26 protein-coding genes are annotated in these 25,140 nt (G+C 58.9%); 5 read left to right on the top strand and 21 right to left on the bottom strand.

The annotated features are described in order from the left end of the window. Positions 1-7: 7 nt before the first annotated feature. The 16 genes from BS627_RS06350 to BS627_RS06425 form a co-directional block, all read right to left on the bottom strand. Positions 8-793, bottom strand: coding sequence for a transporter substrate-binding domain-containing protein (locus tag BS627_RS06350; RefSeq protein ID WP_077982369.1), 786 nt, complete (start codon positions 791-793; stop codon positions 8-10). A gap of 6 nt (positions 794-799) precedes the next feature. Next, on the bottom strand, positions 800-1,510 hold the full coding sequence (locus BS627_RS06355; RefSeq protein WP_077982370.1) for a GntR family transcriptional regulator: 711 nt from the start codon (positions 1,508-1,510) through the stop codon (positions 800-802). Positions 1,511-1,671: 161 nt separating this feature from the next. Further along, positions 1,672-2,856, bottom strand: a complete 1,185-nt coding sequence (gene lpxB / locus BS627_RS06360) for a lipid-A-disaccharide synthase (protein ID WP_077982371.1) — start codon at positions 2,854-2,856, stop codon at positions 1,672-1,674. Positions 2,857-2,860: 4 nt separating this feature from the next. Continuing rightward, a complete protein-coding gene (locus tag BS627_RS06365; RefSeq protein WP_165691150.1) occupies positions 2,861-3,733 on the bottom strand; it encodes an LpxI family protein in 873 nt (290 codons plus the stop codon). Positions 3,734-3,736: 3 nt separating this feature from the next. Further along, entirely contained in the window at positions 3,737-4,552 is an 816-nt protein-coding gene (gene lpxA, locus BS627_RS06370; protein ID WP_077982372.1) for an acyl-ACP--UDP-N-acetylglucosamine O-acyltransferase, read from the bottom strand. Then, entirely contained in the window at positions 4,549-5,016 is a 468-nt protein-coding gene (fabZ, locus tag BS627_RS06375) for a 3-hydroxyacyl-ACP dehydratase FabZ (protein ID WP_065653924.1), read from the bottom strand. Before fabZ ends, lpxA begins: the two co-directional genes overlap by 4 nt. Then, positions 5,009-6,076 carry a UDP-3-O-(3-hydroxymyristoyl)glucosamine N-acyltransferase gene (gene lpxD, locus BS627_RS06380; protein WP_077982373.1) on the bottom strand — a complete coding sequence of 356 codons (1,068 nt, stop codon included), beginning with the start codon at positions 6,074-6,076 and terminating at the stop codon, positions 5,009-5,011. Before lpxD ends, fabZ begins: the two co-directional genes overlap by 8 nt. Positions 6,077-6,125: 49 nt before the next feature. Beyond that, a complete protein-coding gene (gene bamA, locus BS627_RS06385; RefSeq protein WP_077982374.1) occupies positions 6,126-8,450 on the bottom strand; it encodes an outer membrane protein assembly factor BamA in 2,325 nt (774 codons plus the stop codon). A 199-nt stretch (positions 8,451-8,649) separates the two neighbouring features. Further along, entirely contained in the window at positions 8,650-9,771 is a 1,122-nt protein-coding gene (rseP, locus tag BS627_RS06390; RefSeq protein WP_165691200.1) for an RIP metalloprotease RseP, read from the bottom strand. 49 nt (positions 9,772-9,820) lie between these two features. After that, entirely contained in the window at positions 9,821-10,654 is an 834-nt protein-coding gene (locus BS627_RS06395; protein ID WP_077982376.1) for a phosphatidate cytidylyltransferase, read from the bottom strand. Next, positions 10,654-11,397, bottom strand: coding sequence for an isoprenyl transferase (locus tag BS627_RS06400; RefSeq protein WP_077982377.1), 744 nt, complete (start codon positions 11,395-11,397; stop codon positions 10,654-10,656). Before BS627_RS06400 ends, BS627_RS06395 begins: the two co-directional genes overlap by 1 nt. 65 nt (positions 11,398-11,462) lie before the next feature. Next, on the bottom strand, positions 11,463-12,020 hold the full coding sequence (gene frr, locus BS627_RS06405; protein WP_004441558.1) for a ribosome recycling factor: 558 nt from the start codon (positions 12,018-12,020) through the stop codon (positions 11,463-11,465). A 61-nt stretch (positions 12,021-12,081) separates the two neighbouring features. After that, positions 12,082-12,804 (bottom strand): UMP kinase, encoded by a 723-nt coding sequence (gene pyrH, locus BS627_RS06410; protein ID WP_077982942.1) that lies wholly within the window; start codon positions 12,802-12,804, stop codon positions 12,082-12,084. Positions 12,805-12,901: 97 nt separating this feature from the next. Beyond that, positions 12,902-13,828: a translation elongation factor Ts gene (tsf, locus tag BS627_RS06415; RefSeq protein WP_077982378.1), complete on the bottom strand. Its 927-nt coding sequence runs from the start codon at positions 13,826-13,828 to the stop codon at positions 12,902-12,904. A gap of 358 nt (positions 13,829-14,186) precedes the next feature. Next, positions 14,187-14,954: a 30S ribosomal protein S2 gene (gene rpsB / locus BS627_RS06420; RefSeq protein ID WP_003496241.1), complete on the bottom strand. Its 768-nt coding sequence runs from the start codon at positions 14,952-14,954 to the stop codon at positions 14,187-14,189. Between the two features lie 193 nt (positions 14,955-15,147). Continuing rightward, entirely contained in the window at positions 15,148-15,990 is an 843-nt protein-coding gene (locus BS627_RS06425; protein WP_077982379.1) for a cell envelope integrity EipB family protein, read from the bottom strand. A 116-nt stretch (positions 15,991-16,106) separates the two neighbouring features. Here BS627_RS06425 and BS627_RS06430 point away from each other — a divergent pair, with 116 nt between their 5' ends. The 4 genes from BS627_RS06430 to BS627_RS06445 are packed head-to-tail and all read left to right on the top strand — an operon-like array spanning position 16,107 to position 18,959. Then, a complete protein-coding gene (locus BS627_RS06430; protein ID WP_077982380.1) occupies positions 16,107-16,577 on the top strand; it encodes a RidA family protein in 471 nt (156 codons plus the stop codon). Beyond that, positions 16,574-17,314, top strand: coding sequence for a glycerophosphodiester phosphodiesterase (locus BS627_RS06435; protein WP_165691151.1), 741 nt, complete (start codon positions 16,574-16,576; stop codon positions 17,312-17,314). The genes BS627_RS06430 and BS627_RS06435 overlap by 4 nt, the downstream gene beginning before the upstream one ends. Then, positions 17,311-18,504: a GNAT family N-acetyltransferase gene (locus tag BS627_RS06440; RefSeq protein ID WP_077982381.1), complete on the top strand. Its 1,194-nt coding sequence runs from the start codon at positions 17,311-17,313 to the stop codon at positions 18,502-18,504. Before BS627_RS06435 ends, BS627_RS06440 begins: the two co-directional genes overlap by 4 nt. Positions 18,505-18,527: 23 nt before the next feature. Then, positions 18,528-18,959 carry an HIT family protein gene (locus BS627_RS06445; protein WP_077982382.1) on the top strand — a complete coding sequence of 144 codons (432 nt, stop codon included), beginning with the start codon at positions 18,528-18,530 and terminating at the stop codon, positions 18,957-18,959. Positions 18,960-19,081: 122 nt separating this feature from the next. Here BS627_RS06445 and BS627_RS06450 read toward each other — a convergent pair whose 3' ends face one another. Further along, positions 19,082-19,933, bottom strand: a complete 852-nt coding sequence (locus BS627_RS06450) for an urea carboxylase-associated family protein (RefSeq protein ID WP_077982383.1) — start codon at positions 19,931-19,933, stop codon at positions 19,082-19,084. Between the two features lie 110 nt (positions 19,934-20,043). Here BS627_RS06450 and BS627_RS06455 point away from each other — a divergent pair, with 110 nt between their 5' ends. Then, on the top strand, positions 20,044-20,907 hold the full coding sequence (locus BS627_RS06455) for a LysR substrate-binding domain-containing protein (protein WP_077982384.1): 864 nt from the start codon (positions 20,044-20,046) through the stop codon (positions 20,905-20,907). Between the two features lie 12 nt (positions 20,908-20,919). Here the strand turns inward: BS627_RS06455 and BS627_RS06460 are convergent, their stop codons facing one another. The 4 genes from BS627_RS06460 to clpS form a co-directional block, all read right to left on the bottom strand. Beyond that, positions 20,920-21,264 carry an AzlD domain-containing protein gene (locus BS627_RS06460; protein WP_165691152.1) on the bottom strand — a complete coding sequence of 115 codons (345 nt, stop codon included), beginning with the start codon at positions 21,262-21,264 and terminating at the stop codon, positions 20,920-20,922. Next, the gene (locus BS627_RS06465) at positions 21,261-22,019 is read right to left on the bottom strand and encodes an AzlC family ABC transporter permease (protein ID WP_020810567.1); all 759 of its coding nucleotides are present in this window, start codon (positions 22,017-22,019) and stop codon (positions 21,261-21,263) included. Before BS627_RS06465 ends, BS627_RS06460 begins: the two co-directional genes overlap by 4 nt. A 167-nt stretch (positions 22,020-22,186) precedes the next feature. Beyond that, a complete protein-coding gene (gene clpA, locus BS627_RS06470; protein WP_077982385.1) occupies positions 22,187-24,700 on the bottom strand; it encodes an ATP-dependent Clp protease ATP-binding subunit ClpA in 2,514 nt (837 codons plus the stop codon). A 10-nt stretch (positions 24,701-24,710) separates the two neighbouring features. Beyond that, complete coding sequence (clpS, locus tag BS627_RS06475; RefSeq protein ID WP_003502541.1) at positions 24,711-25,067, bottom strand: ATP-dependent Clp protease adapter ClpS; 357 nt, start codon at positions 25,065-25,067, stop codon at positions 24,711-24,713. Positions 25,068-25,140 lie beyond the last annotated feature (73 nt).

Genomic DNA, 25,140 nt, shown 5'->3' on the forward strand with positions numbered 1-25,140 from the left:
AGGTTGGTCAGAGATCCTTCGGAAGATCGGTTTTCAGCCATTTCTGCGCGATCGTGTTCAACGAACCATCGGTCTTTGCAGTCGCAATGATGGCGTTGACCTTTTCCAGAAGCGCCGGCTGTTCCTTGTTCAGGCCGATATAGCAGGGGGAATTCTTGATCAGGAACTTCAGTTCGGGGCGCTTAGGCGGATTCTTCGCAAGAATGGCGGCGGCGACGACATTGCCGGTGGCCACGGCTTCCACCTGGCCAGCGAGGAAGGCGGAGATCGTGCCGTTATTGTCCTCATAACGCTTGATGGTCGTATCGGCCGGCGCAACCTTGGTCAGCTCCAGATCCTCGACAGCGCCACGGGTAACGCCGATGGTCTTGCCGGCTAAATCTTCCGCCTTGGTGACGGCAACCGAATCCGGTGCAAAGACGCCGTTGAAGAAGGGCGCATAGGCGGTCGAGAAGTCGATGACCTTTTCACGGTCCGGGTTCTTGCCGAGGCTAGAGATGACGAGATCGACCTTGTTGGTCTGCAGATAGGGAACACGGTTGGCGCTGGTGACCGGCACCAGCTCGACCTTCACGCCAAGCTTCTCGCCGATCAGATTGGCGACATCAATATCGTAACCCTGCGGCGCCATATCCGTGCCGACGCTGCCGAAGGGCGGGAAATCCTGCGGAACCGCAACGCGGATCGTGCCGCGGGACGTGATATCACCGAGCGCATCGGCAAAGGCTGCCGGCGAAAAACCGAGTGTTGCGGAAATTGCGGCGATGGCAAGCAATGAACGTCTGGAAAACATTGGGAATTACTCCTTGAGGCTTGAGGAAAGGGGCTGCATTGAAAGGGAATTGCGAAGCTCGTAGAGCGGGTCCGGCCTGCGGGTGAGATCGAGACCCGTTTCAACTTCGTCGAGATGGCGGATGGCGAGTTCGGCGGCGCCATGAAAATCGGCTGCCTTGATCGCTTCGAAGATACGGCAATGTCCGTCGTGCGACTGCTGCGCATGGAAATCGGACTGGTAGAGCATGGAGATGAGGATGGTTCTGGCGGTCAGGTCGCGCAGCGTTTCGACGATGATATCGTTTCCGGCGATTTCGGCGATACGGATGTGAAAATCACCCATCAGGCAGGTCAGGCGCTGGCGATCGCCTTTGGCAATCGCCGCCTTCTCCTCATCGAGATGATTGGCGAGGATTGCGATGCCTTGCGCGCTGACGCCGGAAAGATTGCGCAACAGTCCATATTCTATGATTCGCCGCGCCTCATAGACCTTGATGGATTCTTCGGCAGAAGGCTCCACCACGAACCAGCCGCGGCGCGGACTGACGGTGACGATGCCACGCGTCTCCAGCCGCATCATCGCCTCGCGGATGCGCGTGCGTGACACGCCGAAAAGGCTGGCGAGCTGGTTCTCGCTGAGGCGGGTGCCCGGGCGGATGCGCGCGGAAAGAATGCCGGAGATGATGGCGTCTTCCACCGCGCTCTGGGCGCTTTCTGATGTATGGCTATCTTGCATACAAGATTGAAAGCAAGAGGTGTGCCAGATGGAAATTTATGGGCCGGGAGACCTCCGGTGGTCAGCCGTTTGCCGTCCTAACGATCAAATGCAGTAAAATCGCCCCCTCTCCTGCCTGCATCGGCGGCAGGACATAAGCCGGTGGAGCGAGAGGGCTATGATTATTGTGAGGGACGAGTTTTGCTCTTCAGGACATCCAGAAGAATGCGCGCGCCGGTTTCCCCCGGCGGCACATCCGTGTGCAAGCGTTGCTGTACAAGTGCATAACCTTCGAGCATCGCCTGCCGCTCGGTGGTGTCGGAAGACAGACGCTCTGCCCAGCGCAGCATCGAACCTGCCCTTACCACCTCGTTGAAATATTCCGGCACGACGGCGTAATCAGCAATCAGGTTCGGCAGCGCGCCCGTCCACGTCTTGACACGCTTGCTCAGCATGGTGAAAATCCAGTCGGTCTTGTAGACCGAGATGGTCGGCACGCCCGCGAGCGCGAGTTCCAGAATGACCGTGCCGGAAGCGGCTATGGCCGCATCGGCTTCAGCAAACGCATTCCATTTGAAGGCGGAATCGATACCGATTTCGGGCCTGATATCCTCCGGCCACGACGCTGCCAGTTCGCGAATGCGTTTTTCCTGACGCGGTACAGTGGGCAACAGGAACCGCGTCGGACCGTTGCGCTCGACAAAAGCTCTCGCCGCCGCCTGAAACGGCTCCATCAGCCGCGTCGTTTCAGTGGAACGAGACCCTGGCAGGAGAAGAATGGCCTTCGGTTCGCCATCCGCCGGCAGAGAGCGTTCCGCTCGCTTCTGTCGCACTGACAGCACATCGGGGTCGACGCTCAGTCGATGACCGACAAAACTTGTCGGCGGGCCGCCGAGACGGCGCATTGCTTCCGGCTCGAAGGGCAGAAGAGCCAGCACATGATCGACATAGGAGAGCATCGCGGTGGCGCGATATTCCTTCCAGGCCCAGACACTGGGGCAGACGTAATTGACGACCGGCAGATGCGGTAATTGTTTGCGGACTTTTTTCGCAACGCGATGGGTGAAATCCGGGCTGTCGATGATCAGCAGAATATCGGGCTTTGCGGCAGCGATTGCCTGAGCGGTCTGGTTGATCCGCGCAATGAGCTTCGGCAGTTTTTTCAGAACCTGCGTGAAGCCCATGATGGAGAGCTCGGAATAGTCGAACAGGGAAACCAGTCCCTGCGCTTCCAGCGTTTCGCCGCCCACACCCACCAGCTCGACAGGCCCCGCATACTGGGCCTTGAGCGAGCGAATCAGATCCGCGCCTAAAAGATCGCCGGATACCTCCCCGGCTATGACCGCCACTTTTAATGCCGCCGTCATCCGATCAGGCCTCCCCCATCATATCGCCGCCAAGTGACGTATCGATGCCGCAGACGAATATGCCCGCCTCATCGGCCGCTTTCAACATCGCCTCGCGATCGAGTACCAGCGCCCGCCCGGCTTCGACGGCGATACCTGCCAGCCCGGCCATTCGCGCATTCTCCACCGTTTCCACACCGATTGTCGGCAGGTCAGCGCGCACATCCTGCTGCGGCTTGCACAGCTTTACGAGCACGCCCTTGCGGCGCGGGGATATCCGTCCCTCCGCACGCAATGCCGCGACGCGCGCCAGCATGGCATCCGTTCCCTCAACGCCTTCCAGCGCGACGATACGGCCACCGACGGCGACCGCGCCCTGCCCCACATCGAGCTTGCCAAGCGCGAGCGCAGCCTCAGCCGCCTTGCGTATATCTCGCAGATCATCCTCGGCAGGTTTTTGCGTACCGAAAGGGCCTATCGCGGCCAGCAGGCCGGGTGCGATTTCGTGGGCACCGATGACTTTTGCGCCAAGCGTGCCGATGATCTTGATAACCATCTGAAGAACGGCGTCGTCGCCGCTCGACAGCAGCGTCCTGACAATCGAAGGCAGTTTGAGCAGGATGCCGAGTGTGGGTCGAATCTCGCGCCATTCCGGACGCCGCGCCACGGCGCCGGATAGCACGACACGGTCTACCCGGTTTTCACGCAGCAGACGGCCAAGCCCGGCGACATCGCCGACACTGATCACGGCATTGTCGAAGCCGCTCCAGTCGAAACGGGAATCATCGCGCAGGCGCACGATGAAAGGGTTCTCGCCCATCTCACGGGCGGCGGCCGCCACATATAGCGGCAGCTGGCCGCTGCCGGCCACAATGGCGAGACGCCCGCCGCCTGTCACGGCTCACTTGCCCCGGTTGGGCGAGGAGATTGCGCGGTCGCTATCCGCACCGATGAAATCGATGACTTCAAGCGCCTGCGGGCAATCCAGATAGTCGTTACGGTCAATGGCTGCGGCATTGCCGCGGATCGTGCCTTCGGCCTCGAAAATCGCCTTGTAGACGCGTCTGACCTTGTGGATATCGGCGCGCTCAATGCCGGCGCGGGTCATGCCGACGACGTTCAGACCGCCAAGGATGCCGGGATTGCCATTCAGCATGCCATAAGGAATGACATCGTAGTTGACCGCCGACAGTCCGCCGATGAAGGCCTGGCGGCCGATGCGCGTGAACTGGTGCACGGCGCAGCCGCCGCCCAGAATCGCGCGGTCCTCGATGGTGACATGGCCCGCCAGCATCACATTGTTCGACAGGATGATATGGCTACCGAGGCGGCAATCATGCGCCACATGCGAATTGGCGAGGAAAAGATTATCGTCGCCGATAACGGTCTTGCCGCTGCCATCGGAACTGCCGGCGTTCATCGTTACGCCCTCACGCATGATGCAGCGCTCACCGATCTCGAGCGTCGTTTCCGAACCGTCGTGGCGAACCGCCTGCGGCGCGCCGCCGATGACCGCCATGGGATGGACAACCGAGCCACGGCCGATCACGGTCAGGCCGGAAACAACGGCGTGATTGTGCAGCTGGACATCGTCATGCAGCGTGACTTTTGCACCGACATAGCTCAGCGCACCGATGACGACGTTTTCACCGATCACCGCACCGTCTTCGATCACGGCGCTCGGATGAATTCTGGCCGAGGCGGCGATCGTGCTCATTGCTGATCCTCGGGGATCATCATGGCGCCGACATCAGCCTCCGCCACCAGCGCGCCGTCCACCTTCGCTTCGCAATGGAATTTGAAGACATTGCCGCGCTGGCGCTGCTTGACGACGTGAATTTCCAGACGATCGCCGGGGACCACGGGTTTGCGGAAACGCGCATTGTCGATTGTCATGAAATAGACTAGGTGACCGCCCTCACCCTGGCTGCGAGCACAGATCGCACCCGCCGTCTGGGCCATGGCCTCAACGATCAGAACGCCGGGCATGATCGGCCGGTCCGGGAAATGACCGGTGAAATGCGGTTCGTTGACAGTGACGTTCTTGATGCCGATCGCCGAATTGTTACCATCGATCTCAATGATCTTGTCGATCAGCAGGAACGGGTAACGATGCGGCAGAAGCTTCATGACTTCCAGAATGTCAGCCGCGCCGAGCGCCGTCTTCGTTTCTTCAGTCATTTTTTTTCTCTCCTGTTTTTTTATCACGCCCTTCAGCGCGCGCCAGAATTTCGGCCATGTCGCGCAGGAAATATTTCATCGGACGCGCAGGCGTGCCGCCATAACGGGCGCCTGCCGGCACGTCCGCCACAACACCGCTCATCGCCGCGATCTGTACGCCGTCGCCAATGTTGATATGGCCATTGATTCCGGCCGCACCGCCAATCATCACACCGTCGCCTATGCGGGTGCTGCCCGCGATGCCAACCTTGCTGACGATGCCGCAATGGCGGCCGATGCGCACGTTGTGGCCGATCTGGACCTGATTGTCGATCTTGGTGCCTTCGCCGATGACCGTGTCATCCATGGTGCCGCGATCAATCGTGGTGTTGGCGCCAATCTCGACATTGTCCTGAATGATGACCCGGCCGATCTGCACGATCTTCAGCATGCCGCGCGGACCGGGCGCATAACCGAAACCATCCTGACCGATGCGCGCGCCGTTATGGATAATCACATTATTACCAATGAGGGCCGCAAGAACGCTTGCGCCGCCGGCAATGGTGCAATCGCGCCCGATCTGCACATCCTGCCCGATGATGACGCCGGGACCGATGCGCGTACCCGCGCCAATATGGGCGCCAGCTCCAATCACGGCGAGCGACTCGACGATGACGCCCGCCTCCAGCTTCGCGGATGGATCGACATGCGCAGCATGGGAAATTTCAGCGTCCATACGCGCAATCGGACCAGGACGCATGGCGGAAGGATGCAGCAAGGCACCAACCTGCGCAAACAGCGTGTGCGGGTTTTTCGATATCAGCGCAGGGGTGTGAGACGGAAGCATGTCCACAAGTGCGGCGTCACAAATGACGGCGCCAGCGTCGCAGGTCTGCAGCTCGTCGCGGTTCTTGCGCGAAAGAATATAGCAGAGCTGATCGGGTTTTGCCCGGTACACCGGCGCGACGGAGCGAATGATCCGCTCTCCCGCTGCGTCATCAGACAGTTCCGCCCCAAGACGGTCTGCGATATCTTTCAATCGCAGTCCCTCGTGGGGCGGAAAAAAGGCGTTGTATTCCATCAGCCGGAAACTCCAGAACGTTCAAAGTTGCAGTTCTGGACTGCCGATATCAGAAAGTGTTGGACATGCCAAACCGGAAACGCTGTTCCTCGTCGTAGTCTTCCTTGGCGAAAGGCACGGCGTAGTCGACACGGATCGGACCGAAAGGCGACGCCCACATCACACCCACGCCGGCGGATGCGCGGATGGAGTTGTCGTCCTTCACACCTGCGCTGTTGGCAACCTTGTTGCCATACAGCGTGCCTGCATCCACGAAGCCAGCAAGGCGCAGGCCGAAATCTTCCGGAACGCCAGGCATCGGAGCCGAGACTTCAGCGGAAGCGGCGAAATAGGTCGTGCCGCCGATGGAGTCGGAGCCGATGCGCGGACCGATACCATCGTTCTTGAAGCCCCGAACCTGACGACCGCCGAACTTGAACTGATCGAACACAAGCAGATTGTCGCCTGTCGGCACCACGTGACCGGCCTGGCCGGTCAGAGAGCCGATGACATCGTACTCATCGGAAAGCGTGTAGAAGAAGCGAGCCTTGGCGTAAATCTTGTAATATTCGGAATCGCCGCCGAGACCTGCAAATTCGTTCGTCAGAGCAGCCTGCCAGCCTTCGCGCGGCATGTTGCGGTCATCGAGCGTATTGTAGTTCAGCGTGTTCGAAATGATGGACTGCGTCCAGTCACCGCCACGGATCAGGTCCTTGTAGGGAGCGGCAAGGTTGCTGCCGGTTTCCCAGTCGCCTTCGCCGTCATAATTGAGCTGCTTGTAGGTGTACTTGAACGTCGTTGAGAGGTCTTCGGTGATCGGCGCGGTCACGCGCAGCGAGAAGCCCTGCTCGTCGTAGTCATAATAGTCTTCGCTGCGGCTCTGGCTCTTGAACAGGTCGAAACCTGCTGCCAGACGGTAGCCGAGGAAATAAGGCTCCGTGAAGGACAGCGTATAGCTGCGCGCATCATCTTCACCCGCACCGGCGGCGAGACGGATGTATTGGCCGCGACCGAGGAAGTTCTTTTCTTCGATGGAAGCTTCGAGCAGAACGCCGTCGTTCTGCGAGTAGCCCGCGCCGATACCAAACGAACCCGTCGACTGATCTTCAACGTCAACCACGATCACGACACGGTCAGGCGCGCTGCCGCCGGCGGTCGAAATATTGACTTTGGAGAAGTAACCCAGCGCTTCGAGACGACGCTTCGCAGCGGTGATGACTGTCTGGTTGAACGCATCGCCTTCGGAAATATCGAATTCGCGACGGATGACATAGTCACGCGTGCGGGTGTTGCCACGGATTTCGATACGTTCGACGTAAGCGCGCTCACCCTGGTCGACGATATAGGTCACACCGATGGTATTGCCCGCCATGTCGCGGTCACCACGCGGGGTTACGCGGGCGAAGGGATAGCCTTCGCCGGCCACGCGCTTGGAAATCGCCTCCATGCTCTGCTGAACTTCCTTGGCGCTGTAGCTTGCACCCTGGCGGGTTTCAACGAGACCCTGCAATTCCGCACCATCAACACCCGGAACGGTCGATTCGACAACGACGTTGCCGAAATCATATTTCTTGCCTTCATCGACCGTGATCGAGATGGTGTATTCGTTCTTGGATTCGTCCAGCACCGCGTCAGACGATACGACCCGGAAGTCGGCATAACCGCGGTTATAGTAGAACTGGCGCAGCGCCTCTTCGTCGGCGCGCAGCTTGTCCTCGTTATAAACGTCCTTACGCGTCAGGAAGGACAGCATGTTGGACTTCTTGGTATTGATGACAGCGGCCAGACGACCATCGCTATAGGCATTGTTGCCGACGAAATCGATGCGACCGATCTTCGTGCGCTCGCCTTCATTGATGACGAAAGCAATGTTCACCCGGCCCTGACCGACGGAAACGGTCTGCGTGGTGATTTCGACATCGCTGCGGCCAATGGCTGCGTAAGCTTCCTTGATACGAGCGATATCCGCCGTCACGATTGCCTGATTGAACGGACCCATCGACTGGGTCTGCACGATGCCGGCGAGCTTGTCGTCCTTGATCTTGCGGTTGCCGTTGAAGACCACCTGATTGACCAGCTGGTTCTCGTCGACCGTCACGACCAGCGTACTGCCGGAAACGCGCATGGAGACATTCGAGAAATAACCTGTGGCGTAAAGACGCTTCACCGATTCATCGATGTCCGAATTGGAAAAGTTCTTACCCGGCGCAATGGTGATGTTGGAACGCACGGAGTCCGCGCCCGACCTTTCGGCCCCGCGAACATCGATCCTGCTGATGACGGCTGCATGTGCAACGCCAACAGAGGCAAGCACACCAAGGCCCGCAACCGAAGAAACACCGGCAGACAGAGCAACCGCCGACACAGCGTTCAAAAATCTTGAACCAGCCTTCATTTCAATTCTTACCTTTTTACGTTGTCCCTCAGCGGGCGGAACCCGACTCCGGCCATGTGCGTCGTTTTACCTGCTTTTCCCCTACAAGCAAGCGTGAACGTTAAATTCTGTTTACTTCGTGCTTCAGAGTGGCTCATTCGCCACTTCGGCATATAAACACGGTAAACAAGTCACTAACAAAACCGTTAAAACACAATCATCAGCCGATCAAGCTGCTGATATCGTTCCATGTTGCAAAAACCATCAGGCCCAAAATCATCATCATTCCGATACGGAACGCGACTTCCTGCGCGCCCGCACCGAGCGGCCTGCCGCGAATGGCCTCGATGGCGTAGAACACAAGGTGCCCGCCGTCCAGAACCGGCACAGGCATCAGGTTCAAAAGACCGATGGAGACGGAAAGAACGGCGGCAAGCTGGATAACGGCGGAAATACCGAGTGTCGCCATCTGGCCGGACGCCTGCGCCACCCGGACCGGACCGCCAAGCTGATCGGCATTCATGCGCCCAGTCACGAGATTGCCGATATAATTGAAGGTGCCGGTGATAACGTGGCCGGTTTCGCGCACACCTTCAGCCAGCGCCTCAGACGGTGAATATTCAATATGGCGAAAGTTACCGCTGGTCTGGTCGGTGACGATGCCGATAATACCCATCTCCAACTTGTTGCCGAACTGGTCCGTTGTCTCCGTGCGGGTCGGAACCATCGGCAGCTTCAGCTCCTCGCCCGCCCTTTCAACCGTTACGGTGATCGGCGTGCCCGGGCGGATGCCGACATAACGGCGGACATCCTCGAAGGTCATCACTTTTTCGCCATCGATCGCCACCAGCCTGTCACCGGGTTGAACGCCGGCTGCGGCAGCAGCACTGTTTTCGCGGACTTCCGCCACGACCGGATCGGCGATCATCCGGCCATAAATGCCAAAGAGCACCGCAAAGATGAGAATGGCGAGAATGAAATTCGCGATCGGGCCTGCGGCAACCGTGGCCGCCCTCTTCCACAGCTTAGCACCGGAAAGCGTCTGCGCCCTCTCCTCCAGCGACATATGCGACAGGCCGGAACTATCCGGCTTGCTCGCCGCGTCCTCATCGCCGAAGAACTTGACGTAACCGCCGAGCGGAATCGCCGAAATTTTCCATCGCGTGCCGCGCTTGTCGGTGAAACCGATCAGCTCCGGGCCGAAACCGATGGAAAACGCGGTGGAGCGGATTCCGCACCAGCGACCAACAAGATAGTGGCCCATCTCATGCACAAAAACGAGCAGCGACAGCACCAGGATGAAGGGCACGATATAGCCGGTCAGAAAACCGGTCGCCGCCATTACTGTGTTCATGACAATCTGCCCTTTGTGTCGTGACCTTTCGCGCCGCTCAGAAACCCGGCAACAGACCGCCGCCCGATCCGGGCACGTCGCCGGTTGCCGCCGCATGCACGAAAGCTATGAGGAATACCGCAAAGCAGGCGAAAACAAGACCGTCAACTCGGTCCATGAAGCCGCCATGGCCTGGAATGAGATGGCTGGAATCCTTGACCTGGAAACGCCGTTTCACGAAGGATTCGAAGAGATCGCCTATCTGGCTGAATACCGAAAGAATAAGAGCGAGCACCAGCACCAGCACGCTGATCCTGCCGTGATAGGCCATAGACACCGCGCCGCCGCCGATCACGGCCGCCACCGCCCCGCCGATGGCGCCAGACCAGGTCTTGCCGGGCGAGATCGAAGGTGCGAGCTTCGGCCCGCCAATGGCGCGCCCTACGAAATAGGCAAGAATATCCGTCGACCAGACGACGGCGAAGATGAACAGGATGGACACGAAGCCCGTCAGCTCGTCACCACGGATGGCCGAGAGCGATATGCCGCTCAGGCCCGCATAAAAAATACCACCCACCAGCCACCAATTTTTGCCGCGCAGGATCGGAAACAGCGCAGCGGTCAGCGTGAAGCCGGATAATAGAGGCAGATCGAGCGAGGATTCGCCGAAGATCGTGTTACCGGCGATGACGGCAACCGCGAACCAGCCCCAGGCGTTGCCTGTCGGGTTCGACTCCGACAGCCGGCTAATCGTCGACCATTCATAATAGATGAGGATCGCCAGAAGGCCCGCAACGATGCGGAACAGAATGCCGCCATACCAGGTCGCGGCCAGAATGACCGCCGCCATGACGATTGCGGACACAATCCGCAGTCTGAGTTCACGGCTCATCAGGCGCCTGCCACGGCAACCTGCTCGGTGAGTGCGCCGAAGCGGCGGTCACGCGTTGCATATTGCTCGATTGCGGAGAAGAATCGCTGGCGGTCGAAGTCCGGCCAATATTCGGGAACGAACAGAAACTCGGAATAAGCAGCCTGCCAGAGCAGGAAGTTCGACAGGCGCTCTTCGCCGCTGGTGCGGATAATGAGATCCGGATCGGGCATACCGGACGTGTCTAGTCTGGCCGAAATCATCTCCGGCGTAATGGATTCGGCATTAATCCTGCCTTCGGCGACATCGCGCGCAATCGCCGCTGTCGCACGCGCAATCTCGTCGCGACTGCCGTAATTGAAAGCGATCACCAGCGTCAGCTTGGTATTGTCCGCCGTCATCTGCTCCGCCTCTTCGAGGAGCGCGCGTATGTCGTGCTTCAGCCCCTGCCGGTCGCCGATGATCCGCACGCGGACATTTTCGCGGTGCAGTTCCGCAAGATCACGCCGGATGAAGGCTTTCAAAAGCCCCATCAGATCGCTCACCTCGGATTCGGGTCTACGCCAGTTTTCCGAGGAGAAGGCAAAGAGCGTGAGATAGCGTATTCCGCAGTCGCCGGCCGCGCGAACGGTCTCGCGCACGGCCTCCACACCGCGGCGATGCCCCATCACGCGCGGAAGACCGCGCTGCTTTGCCCAGCGTCCATTGCCATCCATGATGATGGCAACGTGCTCGGGAATGGAGGAACGTGTCGTCGTCGGCATATCGATCCAGTAACAGGGCAGCGCGGAATTAAAACGAATAAAATACAGATCTATCGCGAACGATGTCAGACCTGCATGATTTCCTTTTCCTTCTCGGCAAGCAAGCGGTCAATTTCCGAAATCGTGTCATCGGTCATTTTCTGAACCTTTTCCGACTGTCCACGGCTTTCGTCCTGACCGATGTCACCGTCCTTTTCGGCTTTTTTCAGACCATCCATGCCATCACGACGCACATGGCGAATCGCCACCTTGGACTTTTCGGCATAATCATGGGCGACCTTCACGAGCGATTTGCGGCGCTCCTCGTTGAGTTCAGGCAGAGGAATGCGCAGGTTCTGGCCGTCGACGATGGGGTTGAGGCCGAGATTGGATTCGCGGATCGCACGGTCGACAGCGTTGACCATCGACTTGTCCCAGATGTTGACGCCGAGCATGCGCGGCTCCGGAACTGTGATGTTGGCCACCTGGTTGAGCGGCACACGCGAGCCATAGGCGTCGACGGTGACCGGATCGAGAATATTGGCCGAGGCGCGGCCGGTGCGCAGCGACGCGATATCGCTCTTGAACGCATTGATGGCGCCATCCATACGGCGCTTGATATCGTTGAGGTCAACACCACTCATCTTGATACTCCATCTTGTCGGCCAGCGGCCGTAATCGCCCCTTGAGGCGGCATCGTTTTGATTATTTGTCGTGCACGATGGTCTTGCGGCCGCCGCCGGTCAATATCTGCGCAAAACCGCCCTTCTCGTGGATCGAGAAAACAATGATCGGAATGTGGTTTTCGCGGGCCAGCGCAACGGCGGCGACATCCATAACCGCCAGCCCCTTGCCGAGCACTTCACTGTGGGTCAGTTCGTCGAAACGGGTCGCCGTCGGGTCCTTCTTCGGATCGGCGGAATAGATGCCGTCCACCTGCGTGCCCTTGAAGATCGCTTCGGCGCCCATTTCGGCCGCGCGCAGTGCAGCAGCGGAATCAGTGGTGAAGAACGGGTTGCCCGTACCGCCGGCGAAAATCACCACGCGCCCCTGCGCGAGATGATGGAGCGCCGCACGTTGCGAGAAGCTTTCACAGATTTCAGGCATGGCGATTGCGGAAAGAACGACGGTATCGATGCTGAGCTTGCGTAGCGAGGTTGCGAGCGCCAGCGCGTTGATGACGGTCGCCAGCATGCCCATATGGTCGCCGGTAACGCGGTCGCCGCCCTTGGAGGCCACGGCGACACCGCGGAAAATATTGCCGCCGCCGACGACAACACCGACTTCGACGCCCATCGCCCTCGCCTGCGCGATATCGGAAGCGATGCGGTCAGCCACCGCCACATCGATACCGAAACCCTGATCGCCCATGAGGGCTTCACCGGAAGCCTTGAGAAGAACACGTTTGTAGATCGGCTTGGAAGACATCATGACTCCTCGGAAATGTAACCGAAACGCGGATACACGAAGGGCACCGCGTTGTCACGCGATGCCCTCCCGTTTTCCCAAGATTGGGTAAATATAATCAGCCCTTGGCGACGGCTGCGACTTCCGCTGCGAAATCGCTTTCTTCCTTCTCGACGCCTTCGCCGAGCAGCAGGCGAACCATACCCGTCACTTCGATGGAAGCGCCGGCTTCCTTTTCGGCTGCCTTGACGGCGTCGCCGACGGTCAGGTCAGGGTTGATGACGAAAGCCTGCGACAGAAGGGCGACTTCTTCGAAGAACTTGCGCATGCGGCCATCGACCATCTTTTCGATGATGGCTTCCGGCTTGCCGGATTCGCGGGCCTGTTCGATGAAGACGTTGCGCTCGCGCTCGGCAACAGCGGCGTCAACTTCTTCAGCGCGGATGGCGAGCGGGTTGGTCGCAGCGATGTGCATGGCAACCTGACGGCCGATGGAGTTCAGAACGGCCTTGTCGCCTTCCGACTTCAGGGCAACGAGAACGCCGAGCTTGCCGATGCCGTCGCCGGCAGCGTTGTGAATGTAGGTCGCAACAACGCCGTGCGGCACTTCGAGTGCAGCCGAGCGGCGCAGCGTCATGTTCTCACCGATGGTGGCGATTGCGTCCTTGATGCTGTCGGCAACGGACTTGCCGGTTGCCGGGTAGGTGGCGGCGGAAACGGCGTCAACGGTGCCATCGGTGGTGAGGGCGACCTGGGCGATACCGCGGATGAGGTCCTGAAACGCATCGTTGCGGGCAACGAAGTCGGTTTCGGAGTTCAGCTCAACGACAACAGCCTTGTGACCCATGGTGGCGACACCGACCAGACCTTCGGCAGCCGTGCGGCCGGACTTCTTGTCGGCCTTTGCGATGCCCTTGGCGCGCAGCCAGTCGATTGCCGCTTCCATGTCGCCATTGGTCTCAGCAAGAGCCTTCTTGCAGTCCATCATGCCTGCGCCGGACTTTTCGCGCAGTTCCTTCACCATTGCGGCTGTGATTTCGGTCATTGTGTGCCTCTTATCGGTTCGATCGGTCAGCCGGCTGAATTCGCCGTGCCGAAGTTCTGGGTGATGACTGTACCCGGCCGCACACCCTTTGAAACCCGGAAGTCCGGCAAGGGGCATGCGCATTCCCAAGTGCTGCGGCGTCGCCAAACATCGAAATGATGGGTGCCGCTCTAGTGTGACAGCGTTATGAAGACTACCTACCGTTCCAACCACATCGGACGCCTGCGGTTTTTAAAAACCCATGGCGGAGCGGTTAGAAACGAACAAGGCCGTCAACCCATTGAAGGTCTTTGACGGCCTTGTCATATCCTGGTCGAGGAGACGGCGATTAAGAAATCGCCGCCAGACAGGGCCTAGATCAGGCGCCAGCCTCGTCTTCGAGAGCGGGCTCGATCGGAGCTTCTTCGGAAGCGCCGATGTCGCGGCCGGAAGCGCCCTGCTGACGTGCGATACCGTCGATGGCGGCGCGGGCGATCAGGTCGCAGTAAAGCGAGATGGCGCGCGAAGCATCGTCGTTACCCGGGATCGGGTAGTCGATATGGTCAGGGTCGCAGTTGCTGTCGATGATCGCAACGACCGGAATGCCAAGACGCTTGGCTTCTTCGATCGCGATCTTTTCCTTGTTGGTGTCGATGATGAACATCAGGTCAGGTACGCCGCCCATATCGCGGATACCGCCGAGAGCCTTTTCGAGCTTTTCGCGCTCGCGCTCAAGGTTCAGGCGTTCCTTCTTGGAGTAGCCGGAAGCTTCCGAGTTCAGGATCTCGTCGACCTTGCGCAGGCGCTGGATCGAGTTGGAGATGGTCTTCCAGTTGGTCATCATGCCGCCGAGCCAGCGGGAGTTGACGTAGTACTGGGCCGAACGCTTTGCGCTGTCGGCAATGATTTCGGACGCCTGACGCTTGGTGCCGACGAACAGAACGCGGCCGCCACGAGCGACGGTGTCGGACACGACCTGAAGGGCGCGCGACAGCATCGGAACGGTCTGAGCCAGGTCGATGATGTGGATGTTGTTACGGTCGCCGAAGATGTACGGCTTCATCTTCGGGTTCCAGCGGTGCGTCTGGTGGCCGAAGTGAACACCAGCTTCCAGAAGCTGACGCATAGAAAAATCGGGCAATGCCATGCCTTGTTACTCCTTTTCCGGTTTAACCCCCGCGAAGCGAACAGCGCCAATTTTCATCGACACCACCGGGCGGAACGAACCGGATTTCTCCCGGAACATCCCAAGCTTCGCGTGTGGAATGGTGAGCCGCATACAGTCGCCCGCATGAAAATGCAAGCATTTATGCGAAAAAACCGCGAGAACGGCCCGCGTTTCAGCGAACCGGCTTGTTTTCGCAGGTTTCTGGCTTGAGAATATCGAGCTTCGTAAGCTTTCCCGTCAGAACAAAATCGCCGTAATCCATCGTCAGATCGCGGGTGATTCCGTTTTCGTAAAGCTTGAACGACATGCGGTAAATCGGCAGGGCGTCGGTGCCGGTCTTGTCGTTATAATAGGCGATCGTTACCGGCCAGAATGCCGCTTTGGCGAATTCGCCAGCCTTGCCGGCATCGGCATCGCCATCCTTCGGTATCTGCGACTTGCCGACCAGGGTGGACGTGATCAGGCTTTCATCGCCATCATCGGAACCGTCGAAAATGCGGGATTCGAAGATGCGTTTTCCCTGCTTTGCATGTTCGATGACCTGAAACATATGCTGCGTCGGGAATTCGCTGGCGACGAGGCTGACCTGGCGGGCATCCGGCCGGGTCAGATCGACCTTCACGCCGTCAGTGCCGTCGATCGCCGCCCCCTGCACTTCCTTGTCCAGCTTGTCGTCGGTGTAGGACTTGGTCTCGAAGGTAAATTTCTTGGCCGCGATATCTTCGAACGTGGTGGTCTGCTGGTCGGTCATGCGCACGGCGTCGCCAGTGTTGATCTGCGTCACGAAACGGAAATCCGTCTTGTAACCCTGACAGGCAGAGCCGGTGAATTCATAGACCATGCGGCCGGTCATGCCCTCGATGCCGGAACGGTCAGACGCATCCTTGAGTTCGAGATCGTAGACGGCGCGGTGCGATACGAGATCAGGAACCGCGACGGGCAAGGCATTGGCAGCGTTTGACAGGCCGGTCATAAGCCCTGTTGCGGCAACGAAACCCAGCGTCCTGACAAACATGCAATATCTCCTGTTGGACTCGCTGCTCATATTGTACAAGCAACCACCCGGCTTTTGGATCAACATCTTCTGAATGCCGGATTCTTGAAGGATTTACAACAAAACCGGAGACGAAAATGTCTGACGTCATCGAAGGCCGCCTCAAGGAACTCGGCTTTACGCTTCCTGTCGCCGCAGCACCAGCCGCAAACTACGTTCCGTTCACCATCAGCGGCAATCTTCTTTATGTATCAGGTCAACTGCCGATGGAATCGGGCAAGATTGCGGTGACGGGCCTTGTTGGCCGTGATGTCGACGTTGCCAGCGCCCAGCGCGCGGCAGAATTATGCGCCGTCAACATTCTCGCACAGGTCAAGGCCGCTTTGAATGGCGATCTCTCGAAAATCCGTCGTGTCATCAAGCTGAATGGCTTTGTCGCGTCGGTTCCGGAGTTCGTGGAGCAGCACCTTGTCATCAACGGCGCTTCCAATCTCATTGCCAATGTTCTCGGTGAGCCCGGCAAACACGCCCGCGCCGCCGTCGGCATGGCTTGCCTACCCTTCAATGCCGCTGTCGAAATCGACGCCATCCTGGAAATCGACGTATGACGCTGAAACTCTCCTGGTTGACGGCTCAGCCCGTCGCCCATCGCGGTTATCATGATCTCAACAAGGCGGTCTGGGAAAACACGCTTTCCGCGTTTTCCCGCGCCATCGAAGCCGGTTTCGCCATAGAATGCGACGTTCAGCTGGCAGCGGACAGCGTGCCGGTGGTTTTCCATGACCACGACCTGGAGAGGCTGACCGGCATCAAAGGCGATGTGCGTGAACGCACCTCGGCAGAGCTGGCGATGCTTTCCGTTGGGCAAACCAAGGATCGCGTCCCTACCCTCAAGCAACTTCTGGTGCTCTGCGCCGGCAAGGTGCCGCTCGTCATCGAGCTGAAGGGCCGCGAAGGCGAAGGCGTCGACGACGGTTTTGCCGAGGCGGTGCTGGAAGACCTCGAGGGCTATAAGGGCCACGTCGCGCTGATGAGCTTCGACCACCATCTGCTGAGAGATCTGAAGGCCGCCGGCTCGCCCTGGCCGCTCGGGCTCACGGCCGAAGGCGACAAGCCGGAGGACTTCTTTAAACATGACGAAGCGATGCAGATGGGGCTCGATTTCATTTCCTATCATTGGGGTCATCTGCCCAACAGCTTCATCGAAGCGCAAAGAAAACTCGGGGTTCCGGTGATTACCTGGACGGTCAGGGATGAAAATGCGCGCGCGACTACTTATAAATATGCGGACCAGATGACATTCGAAGGTTTCTACCCGAGAGAGAACCCATCCGCTACGGCATGACAGAAGACTATTCCATCAGCATTGCGCAATCCTTCAGGGATATCGATCCGGAAAGCTGGAAGCGGCTTTCCGGAACCTCGCGCAATATGTCAGGAAAAATATACAACCCCTTTATTTCCCATGAATTTTTATCATCCATGGAAGAATCTGGGTCGGCGACTGGCAAAACCGGCTGGCTCGGGCATCATCTGCTTCTCGAAAACGCCTCCGGTGTTCTCGTCGGCGCGGTGCCGGCCTATCTGAAGAACCACAGCAAGGGCGAATATGTCTTTGACCACGGCTGGGCGGATGCTTTCGAACGGGCGGGCGGGCATTATTACCCTAAACTGCAATGTTCAGTGCCCTTCACACCCGCAACCGGGCCACGTCTGCTCGTTTCAGAAATCGAGGACGAGACCCGATTCAAGGCGTTACTGGCCTCCGGTCTTGCCCAGGTGACGGAGAAGATCGGTGTCTCCTCGGCACATGTCACATTTCTGGAAGAGGGCGATCTGTCCGCCCTTCTGCCGCGCGATTTCCTGCACAGGACTGACCAGCAGTTCCACTTCATCAATGACGGTTATCGCGACCATGATGATTTTCTTGACGCCCTTTCCTCACGCAAGCGCAAGGGGTTGAAAAAGGAACGCCGCGCGGCGCTGGAAAGCGGCATCGAGATCGACTGGCTGACTGGGAGCGACCTGACCGAGGATATCTGGGACCAGTTCTTCGCCTTCTATATGGATACCGGCAGCCGCAAATGGGGCCGGCCATATCTGACCCGGGAGTTTTATTCGCTGATCGGCGAACGCATGGCCGATGATGTGCTGCTGGTAATGGCGAAACGCGAGGGGCGCTATATTGCCGGTGCGATCAATTTCATCGGCTCGGACGCGCTTTACGGCCGCCACTGGGGCTGCATCGAGGATCATCCCTTCCTGCATTTCGAGGTCTGTTATCATCAGGCAATCGATTTCGCGCTGGCGAAGGGATTGAAACGGGTGGAAGCCGGTGCCCAGGGCGAACATAAGTTGGCGCGCGGTTATATGCCGGTCACCACCCACTCGGCACATTTCATTGTCCATCCGGGCCTGCGCCGCGCCATTGCCGATTATCTTCAGCGTGAGCGTGAGGAAGTCGAGCATATCGGCGATTATCTCGATGAACACACGCCCTTCCGCAGGGGCGAGAGACAGGAACCGGACGTATAAGTCCGCCATGAGGAGAGATCACGATGACGGCCAGCGCCTATGACGACAACAATATCTTCGCAAAAATACTGCGCGGCGAAATTCCGTGTCACAAGCTTTACGAGGACGAGCATACACTTGCTTTCATGGATGTGATGCCGCAGGCCCCCGGCCATCTGCTCGTTGTTCCCAAGACCGGCTCCCGCAACCTGCTCGATGCCGACCCGGAAGTGCTGGCGAGGACCATTCCCGTCGTTCAGAAACTGGCGGTTGCGGCAAAGGAAGCCTTCGATGCCGATGGCGTCTTCATCGCGCAGTTCAACGAGCCGGCGGCTGGCCAGACCGTTTTCCATCTGCATTTCCACGTTATTCCGCGCAAGGAAGGCGAGCCGCTGAAGCCGCATTCCGGCGTGATGGCCGATGGCGACATATTGAAGGCCCACGCGGAGAAGATAAAGGCCGCGCTTGCTTCGTGATGGTTGCCTGGTCGACTTTATCCTCGGCCTTGCGCCGAGGACCCAACCTCGTATCGAAAATCAATCGGTTGCAAATGCTCGGGACAGGCCCGAGCATGACGCAGGAGCGGTTTTCGGACTGATCATTCCGGAGAGCGGTAAGCATTCCTCTCCGGCCACGGCCAGCCTTCAAGCGCCGTCATATCGGGCCGGAATATTTCCACCTTCAGCGGATAACAGGCCGCCGTATCGCTCGAATGCGTGGCGCTGCAATCACCGCCCGGACAGGCGGAAAGCGCGCCGATAAGATCGATCTCGGCGAAAAGCTCCAGATAATCACCCGGACGCACCGGGCTCGCCTTCATGAAATATTGGTGTGTGTCGCGGGTGAAACCCGTGCACATGAAGACATTGAGGACGTCATGCACATGCGGTTCCGCCTGCCGGAATGACAGGCCCCTTGAGGAGGCCAGCGCATTGGTCAGATTGGAATGACAGCAATGGTGGTAATCACCGCCGCTCAGGAGCTTGTTGGTATAGGGATCGCAGCGTGTGCCGATTACGTCATGCACACCGCCGCCGTCTTCATCGAAACCGTACCACGATAGCGTGTCATGGGTGATCGTCGCCATCGGCCGCAGGGACGGCAGGTTGCTCCACAGCCGGTTGCCGACCGAAACATGGGTGGCGTGCAGGGCGCGGGTCTTGCCGCTGAAAAACCGCTCGGTCAGATCATGGGCGTTCCAGAGGTTCAGGTCTCCGACCTGCGGACCTTCAACACTTACGATGCGAAAAAAATGCCCCTTCGGAACGTTGAAGGTGCGGCCGTCACGCGGCGGCACAATGACCTCATCGATCTTTTCCATGCTTCGTTTGGCTTCTTCCAGACGTGCAAGGTCCGGCATTTCAAGCGTCCCGTTCGGATAAACGACAACAGGACGGACGGCGCGGCGTTCAGCGGCGTCGACGGGTTCGGTGGCGGTCAAGGGGGTCATGAAATCCTCAGGCAATCAAAATCTAGAGGCGAAATTGCGCCATGTGCGCGCGCCTGACAAGACGGGTTCTTCTTGCGCTCAGGCCAAGTCTTACTTACCCTTGAGACACCATGAAATTACCGCCGCTCACCACCCTCCGGGCATTCGAAGCCGCAGCCAGAAGAACGAGTTTTTCTCTGGCTGCGCAGGAACTCGGCATGACGGCAACTGCCGTCAGCCAGCATGTGCGCAATCTGGAGGCATGGCTCGGTGTAGCGCTGTTCGAGCGGCATGCGAGGGGTGTGAGGCTTACCCCGGCCGGAAAAGAATTCGGCACGACGGTTTCGACTGCCCTACGCCAGATTGCCTCTGGCGCCGCCCGGATCCGTCAGGGCCGTGACCGCATGACCGTTCGCCTTGCCAGCCTGCCCTCAGTCGTCGCGCATTTTCTGACGCCCCGCCTGCCTCGCTTTCGGGCGCTTTACCCCGATATACAGGTATCCATCAGCTATTCCGGTGCGCATCACGCAATACCGGCCGATCTCACCATAGGGCATGGCGTCGCGTCCGGGGAAAATGCGGTCGCGCTTTTCAGCGCAGAGACGCGACCGACATGCGCGCCGGGCTATGTCGCTAAATTCGGTCCTTTCGACAATATTGACAGCCTCTTAGGAGCGGAATTGCTGCATGACGACACCGAGGCGGCTTGGCAGAACTGGTTCGCAGCCGGGGGAATATCCCTGCCCGATAACGCCGGTCCGGTTTTTGCGGATTTCAATCTGCTCGTGACCGCGCTCAAAGCCGGTCAAGGCATTGGCCTCTGCCCGACGGCGCTGTTTCACAAAGAGATCGCCGAAGGTCAACTGATCGTGCTCTTCGATCGGGCGACGGATACGGAGAAATATTACTGGCTGATGGAAGCAGACGAGATGACCGCACCGGCTAGACTTCTTGCGGATTGGCTTGTTGCGGAAGCCCGACGGAGCGGTCTCTGACGTAAACCAATCTCAGAAACCGAGCGCGAACAACCCACCCGCCAGAAGCAGGATCGGCACCGCCACACCGACGATGACCCGCTGGCCTGCCATCAGAAATGCGATGAAACCGAGTGCGGCAGCGCCGATGCGCAGCCACAGGGGGGATGCTTCCAGCGTTCCGGTTGGAAAGACGATCAGCTTGGCGGTGACGGCCATGACGAGCGCCGTGGCGACCGCCCTCACCCAGTGCAGCGCTTCGGAATCCTCCTTCAGGCGGTTACCGGCGAGAACGCCGAGCCACCGCCAGAGATCGGTCGCCAGCCAGCCGGCAATCGCGATGAAGAGATAGGGCGCCCACCAATGTTCCGTAATCATGGTTCGCTCTCCGGTGAGACGGGTTTTATCCGGCGGCGGAACACGAGGCGGTCGATCAGATAGGCAGCCGTGCCCCCGCCTATCCCGGCATAGAGAATATCGAATTCCGGTGCGATGACCGCGAAGGCGGGCCCGGCGATGACGCCGATGACGAAGGCGACCTTGACGACGGAATGACGGGCCGAAGCCCAGATCGATGCCACGAAATAGACCGGTGTGAGAAAAAACAGCACGCCGGCGACGAGTGGTGGAAAGGCGGCGACGACGCCGTAACACAGGCCGACGATGATGGCATTGACCACGGTGAGCGTCATGCCAAAACCAGCGAACCAGGCGGCGCGGGCTTCACGCGGCACCCTGGAGAGGTTCTGCGTAGCAAAGACCCAGGCCGTGATCGCAACGAAATGCGACAGAAACAGCAAAATCCATGTCGGCGTCTTCGCGCCGCGCATTTCCGGAACGATGGAGGCGACCATCGGCATCATCCGGACCGACGACAGCGTCACCGCCAGAAAGCAGGCAGCAAGATTGGCGCCGCCGACCATGGAGCCGATCAGGATCATCTTGGCCGGCAGGGCCCAGATCATCAGCGTCATGAAGACGGCTTCGCCGCGCGCAACACCCGATTCCAGCGCGAAGGCGCTGAAACCGACGAAAGATGTCATAAGAATGAGCGAGGGCAGCGAAAATATGCCCCGCATTCCCCGGAAAAACCAGCCACTCAGGGGGATGGTATCGCTGTCGGCAGTCTGCATTGCTGACCCACTTGTGCATATCACCCGAAACTGTGCCGCAGCTTCGGGGTAACGTCATGCATAAAATAAAAAAGAGCGTCGCAGGCATCAGGGAAAAACGCGACGCGCTTCATACATGAAAATGCCGGGCTTTCGCCCGGCATCGGTTTATCGGTCGAAGACCTCGATCATTTCTTCTTCGGCACTTTCGGCACCGCATTGGTCTTGCGCCGCGGCTTGCTGTCATCGTCCGACTTGTCGGCCTCGGCAACAAGAACATCCGCCTCTTCATTGGCCTTAGCCGCCTTGGACGCCGTTTTCGCCTTGGCCTTCGGTTTGCCCGGCGATTTCGCCGCCTTCAGCTCGGCCTCCGGCTGCGGTTTCACGGGTGCGGTCTCCGGCAGAACCTCAAGGATCAGACCGTCGGAACCGTCATCCTTCTTGCCGACGGTGACGCTGACGACGCCGCCCTTCTTGAGCTTGCCGAAGAGGATTTCATTGGCGAGCGGCTTCTTGATGTTTTCCTGGATCACACGCGACAGCGGGCGGGCACCCATCTTTTCGTCGTAACCCTTCTCCGCCAGCCAGGAGATCGCATCTTCATGCAGATCGAAGGTGACGTTGCGCTCGGAGAGCTGGGTTTCCAGCTGCATGACGAACTTTTGCACGACCTTGTGGATAACGGCGGTCGGCAGCGGCGAGAACGGAATGATCGCATCCAGACGGTTGCGGAACTCCGGCGTGAACAGGCGGTTTATCGCCTCTTCATCCTCACCCGTGCGGCGCGAAGAGCCGAAACCGATCGCCGATTTCGCCATTTCGGACGCACCCGCATTGGTCGTCATGATCAGGATGACGTTGCGGAAGTCGATCTTCTTGCCGTTATGGTCTGTCAGCGAGCCGTGGTCCATCACCTGCAACAGGATGTTGTAGATATCAGGATGCGCCTTTTCGATTTCGTCCAGCAGCACCACGGAATGCGGATGCTGATCGACGCCATCGGTCAGGAGACCGCCCTGATCGAAGCCGACATAACCGGGAGGCGCACCGAGCAGGCGCGAAACGGTATGACGCTCCATGTACTCCGACATGTCGAAGCGCAGCATCTCGACGCCGAGCGAAGCGGCAAGCTGCTTGGCCACTTCCGTCTTGCCCACGCCCGTCGGGCCGGAAAAGACATAGGAGCCGATTGGCTTGTTCGGTTCGCGCAGGCCCGCACGCGCCAGCTTGATGGCCGTGGCAAGCGCCTCAATGGCGATGTCCTGACCATAAACGACCGAGCGCAGTTCTTTTTCAAGGTTGGCGAGGACCATCTCGTCATCCTTGGAAACCGTCTTCGCGGGAATACGGGCCATCGTCGCGATGGTGGCCTCGATTTCCCGTTCGGTGATCAGCTTGCGGCGCTTGGAAACAGGCAGCAACATCTGTGCGGCACCGGTCTCGTCGATCACGTCAATCGCCTTATCCGGCAGCTTGCGGTCCGAAATATAGCGGGCCGACAATTCGACGGCAGCCTTGATCGCCTCGTTGGAATATCTGAGGTGATGGTAGTCCTCGAAATAGGGTTTCAGGCCCTTCATGATGGCGATTGCGTCATCGATCGACGGCTCGTTGACGTCGATTTTCTGAAAACGACGAACGAGCGCACGGTCCTTTTCGAAGAACTGGCGATATTCCTTATAAGTGGTCGAACCGATGCAGCGGATCGCGCCAGAAGACAAGGCAGGCTTCAAGAGGTTCGATGCATCCATCGCGCCGCCGGAAGTGGCGCCGGCACCGATGACGGTGTGGATTTCATCGATGAACAGAACCGCGCCCGGAAACTCCTCGAGTTCCTTGACGACCTGCTTCAGCCGCTCCTCGAAATCACCGCGATAGCGGGTGCCGGCCAGCAGCGTGCCCATGTCGAGAGAGAAGATAGTGTCATTGGCAAGCGCTTCCGGCACCTTGCCTTCGACGATACGCTTGGCCAAGCCTTCGGCAATCGCCGTCTTGCCCACGCCCGGATCACCCACATAAAGCGGGTTGTTCTTGGAGCGGCGGCAGAGGATCTGGATCGTGCGGTTGACCTCGTCGTGTCGGCCGATCAACGGGTCGATCTTGCCGTTCTTGGCCTTCTCGTTGAGATTGACGCAATAAGCCTTCAGAGCATCCTGCTGCTTTTTGGCGGACGAACCGTCCTCTTCCGGATTGCTTCGGTTCGGCTTGTTCTCGCTTTCCGGCTCATCGGCGCCGCGCGGCGGGCGCGTCTGCGACGTGCCGGGGCGCTTACCAATGCCGTGGGAGATGTAGTTGACCGCGTCGTAACGGGTCATTTCCTGTTCCTGCAGGAAATAGGCGGCATGGCTTTCGCGCTCGGCAAAAATGGCCACAAGCACGTTCGCGCCCGTCACTTCCTCGCGGCCGGACGATTGAACATGGATGACGGCCCGCTGGATGACACGCTGGAAGCCGGATGTGGGCTTGGAATCCTCGTCATAACCGGTGACGAGGTTGGTCAATTCATTGTCGACGTAATCGCTGACAGTCTTGCGAAGAGCATCCAGATCGACATTGCAGGCGCCCATGACGGCTGCGGCATCCGCGTCGTCGATCAGCGCCAGAAGGAGATGTTCGAGCGTCGCATATTCGTGGTGACGCTCATTTGCAAAGGTCAGTGCCTGGTGCAGCGCCTTCTCGAGACTCGGGGAAAAAGTTGGCACGTTGCGATCCTCATTTCTTTTCCATGACGCACTGCAGCGGGTGCTGGTGCTGTCGGGCGAAATCCATGACCTGGCTTACTTTCGTCTCTGCGACCTCATATGTAAACACCCCACATTCGCCCACGCCGTGCTGGTGCACGTGCAGCATGATGCGGGTTGCCGCCTCGCGATCCTTCTGGAAAAACCGTTCCAGAATATGGATGACGAATTCCATGGGAGTGTAATCGTCATTCAGTAAAAGAACACGGTACAAATTCGGTCTTTTCGTTTTCGGCTTGACGCGGGTGATAACAGACGTTCCGCGGTTGGTGCCGCCGCCGTCTTCCCCTTCGCCCTCGCCCTGCATGTAGATCGGCTTAGCGATCATCTTTCATCATTCTCCAAACTGTTCTCAAACCGACAGCTGATTGCCAGGAGGGAGAACTTCGCCTCTCCATATC

Source organism: Agrobacterium salinitolerans (genome assembly GCF_002008225.1).
Lineage (GTDB): Bacteria > Pseudomonadota > Alphaproteobacteria > Rhizobiales > Rhizobiaceae > Agrobacterium > Agrobacterium salinitolerans.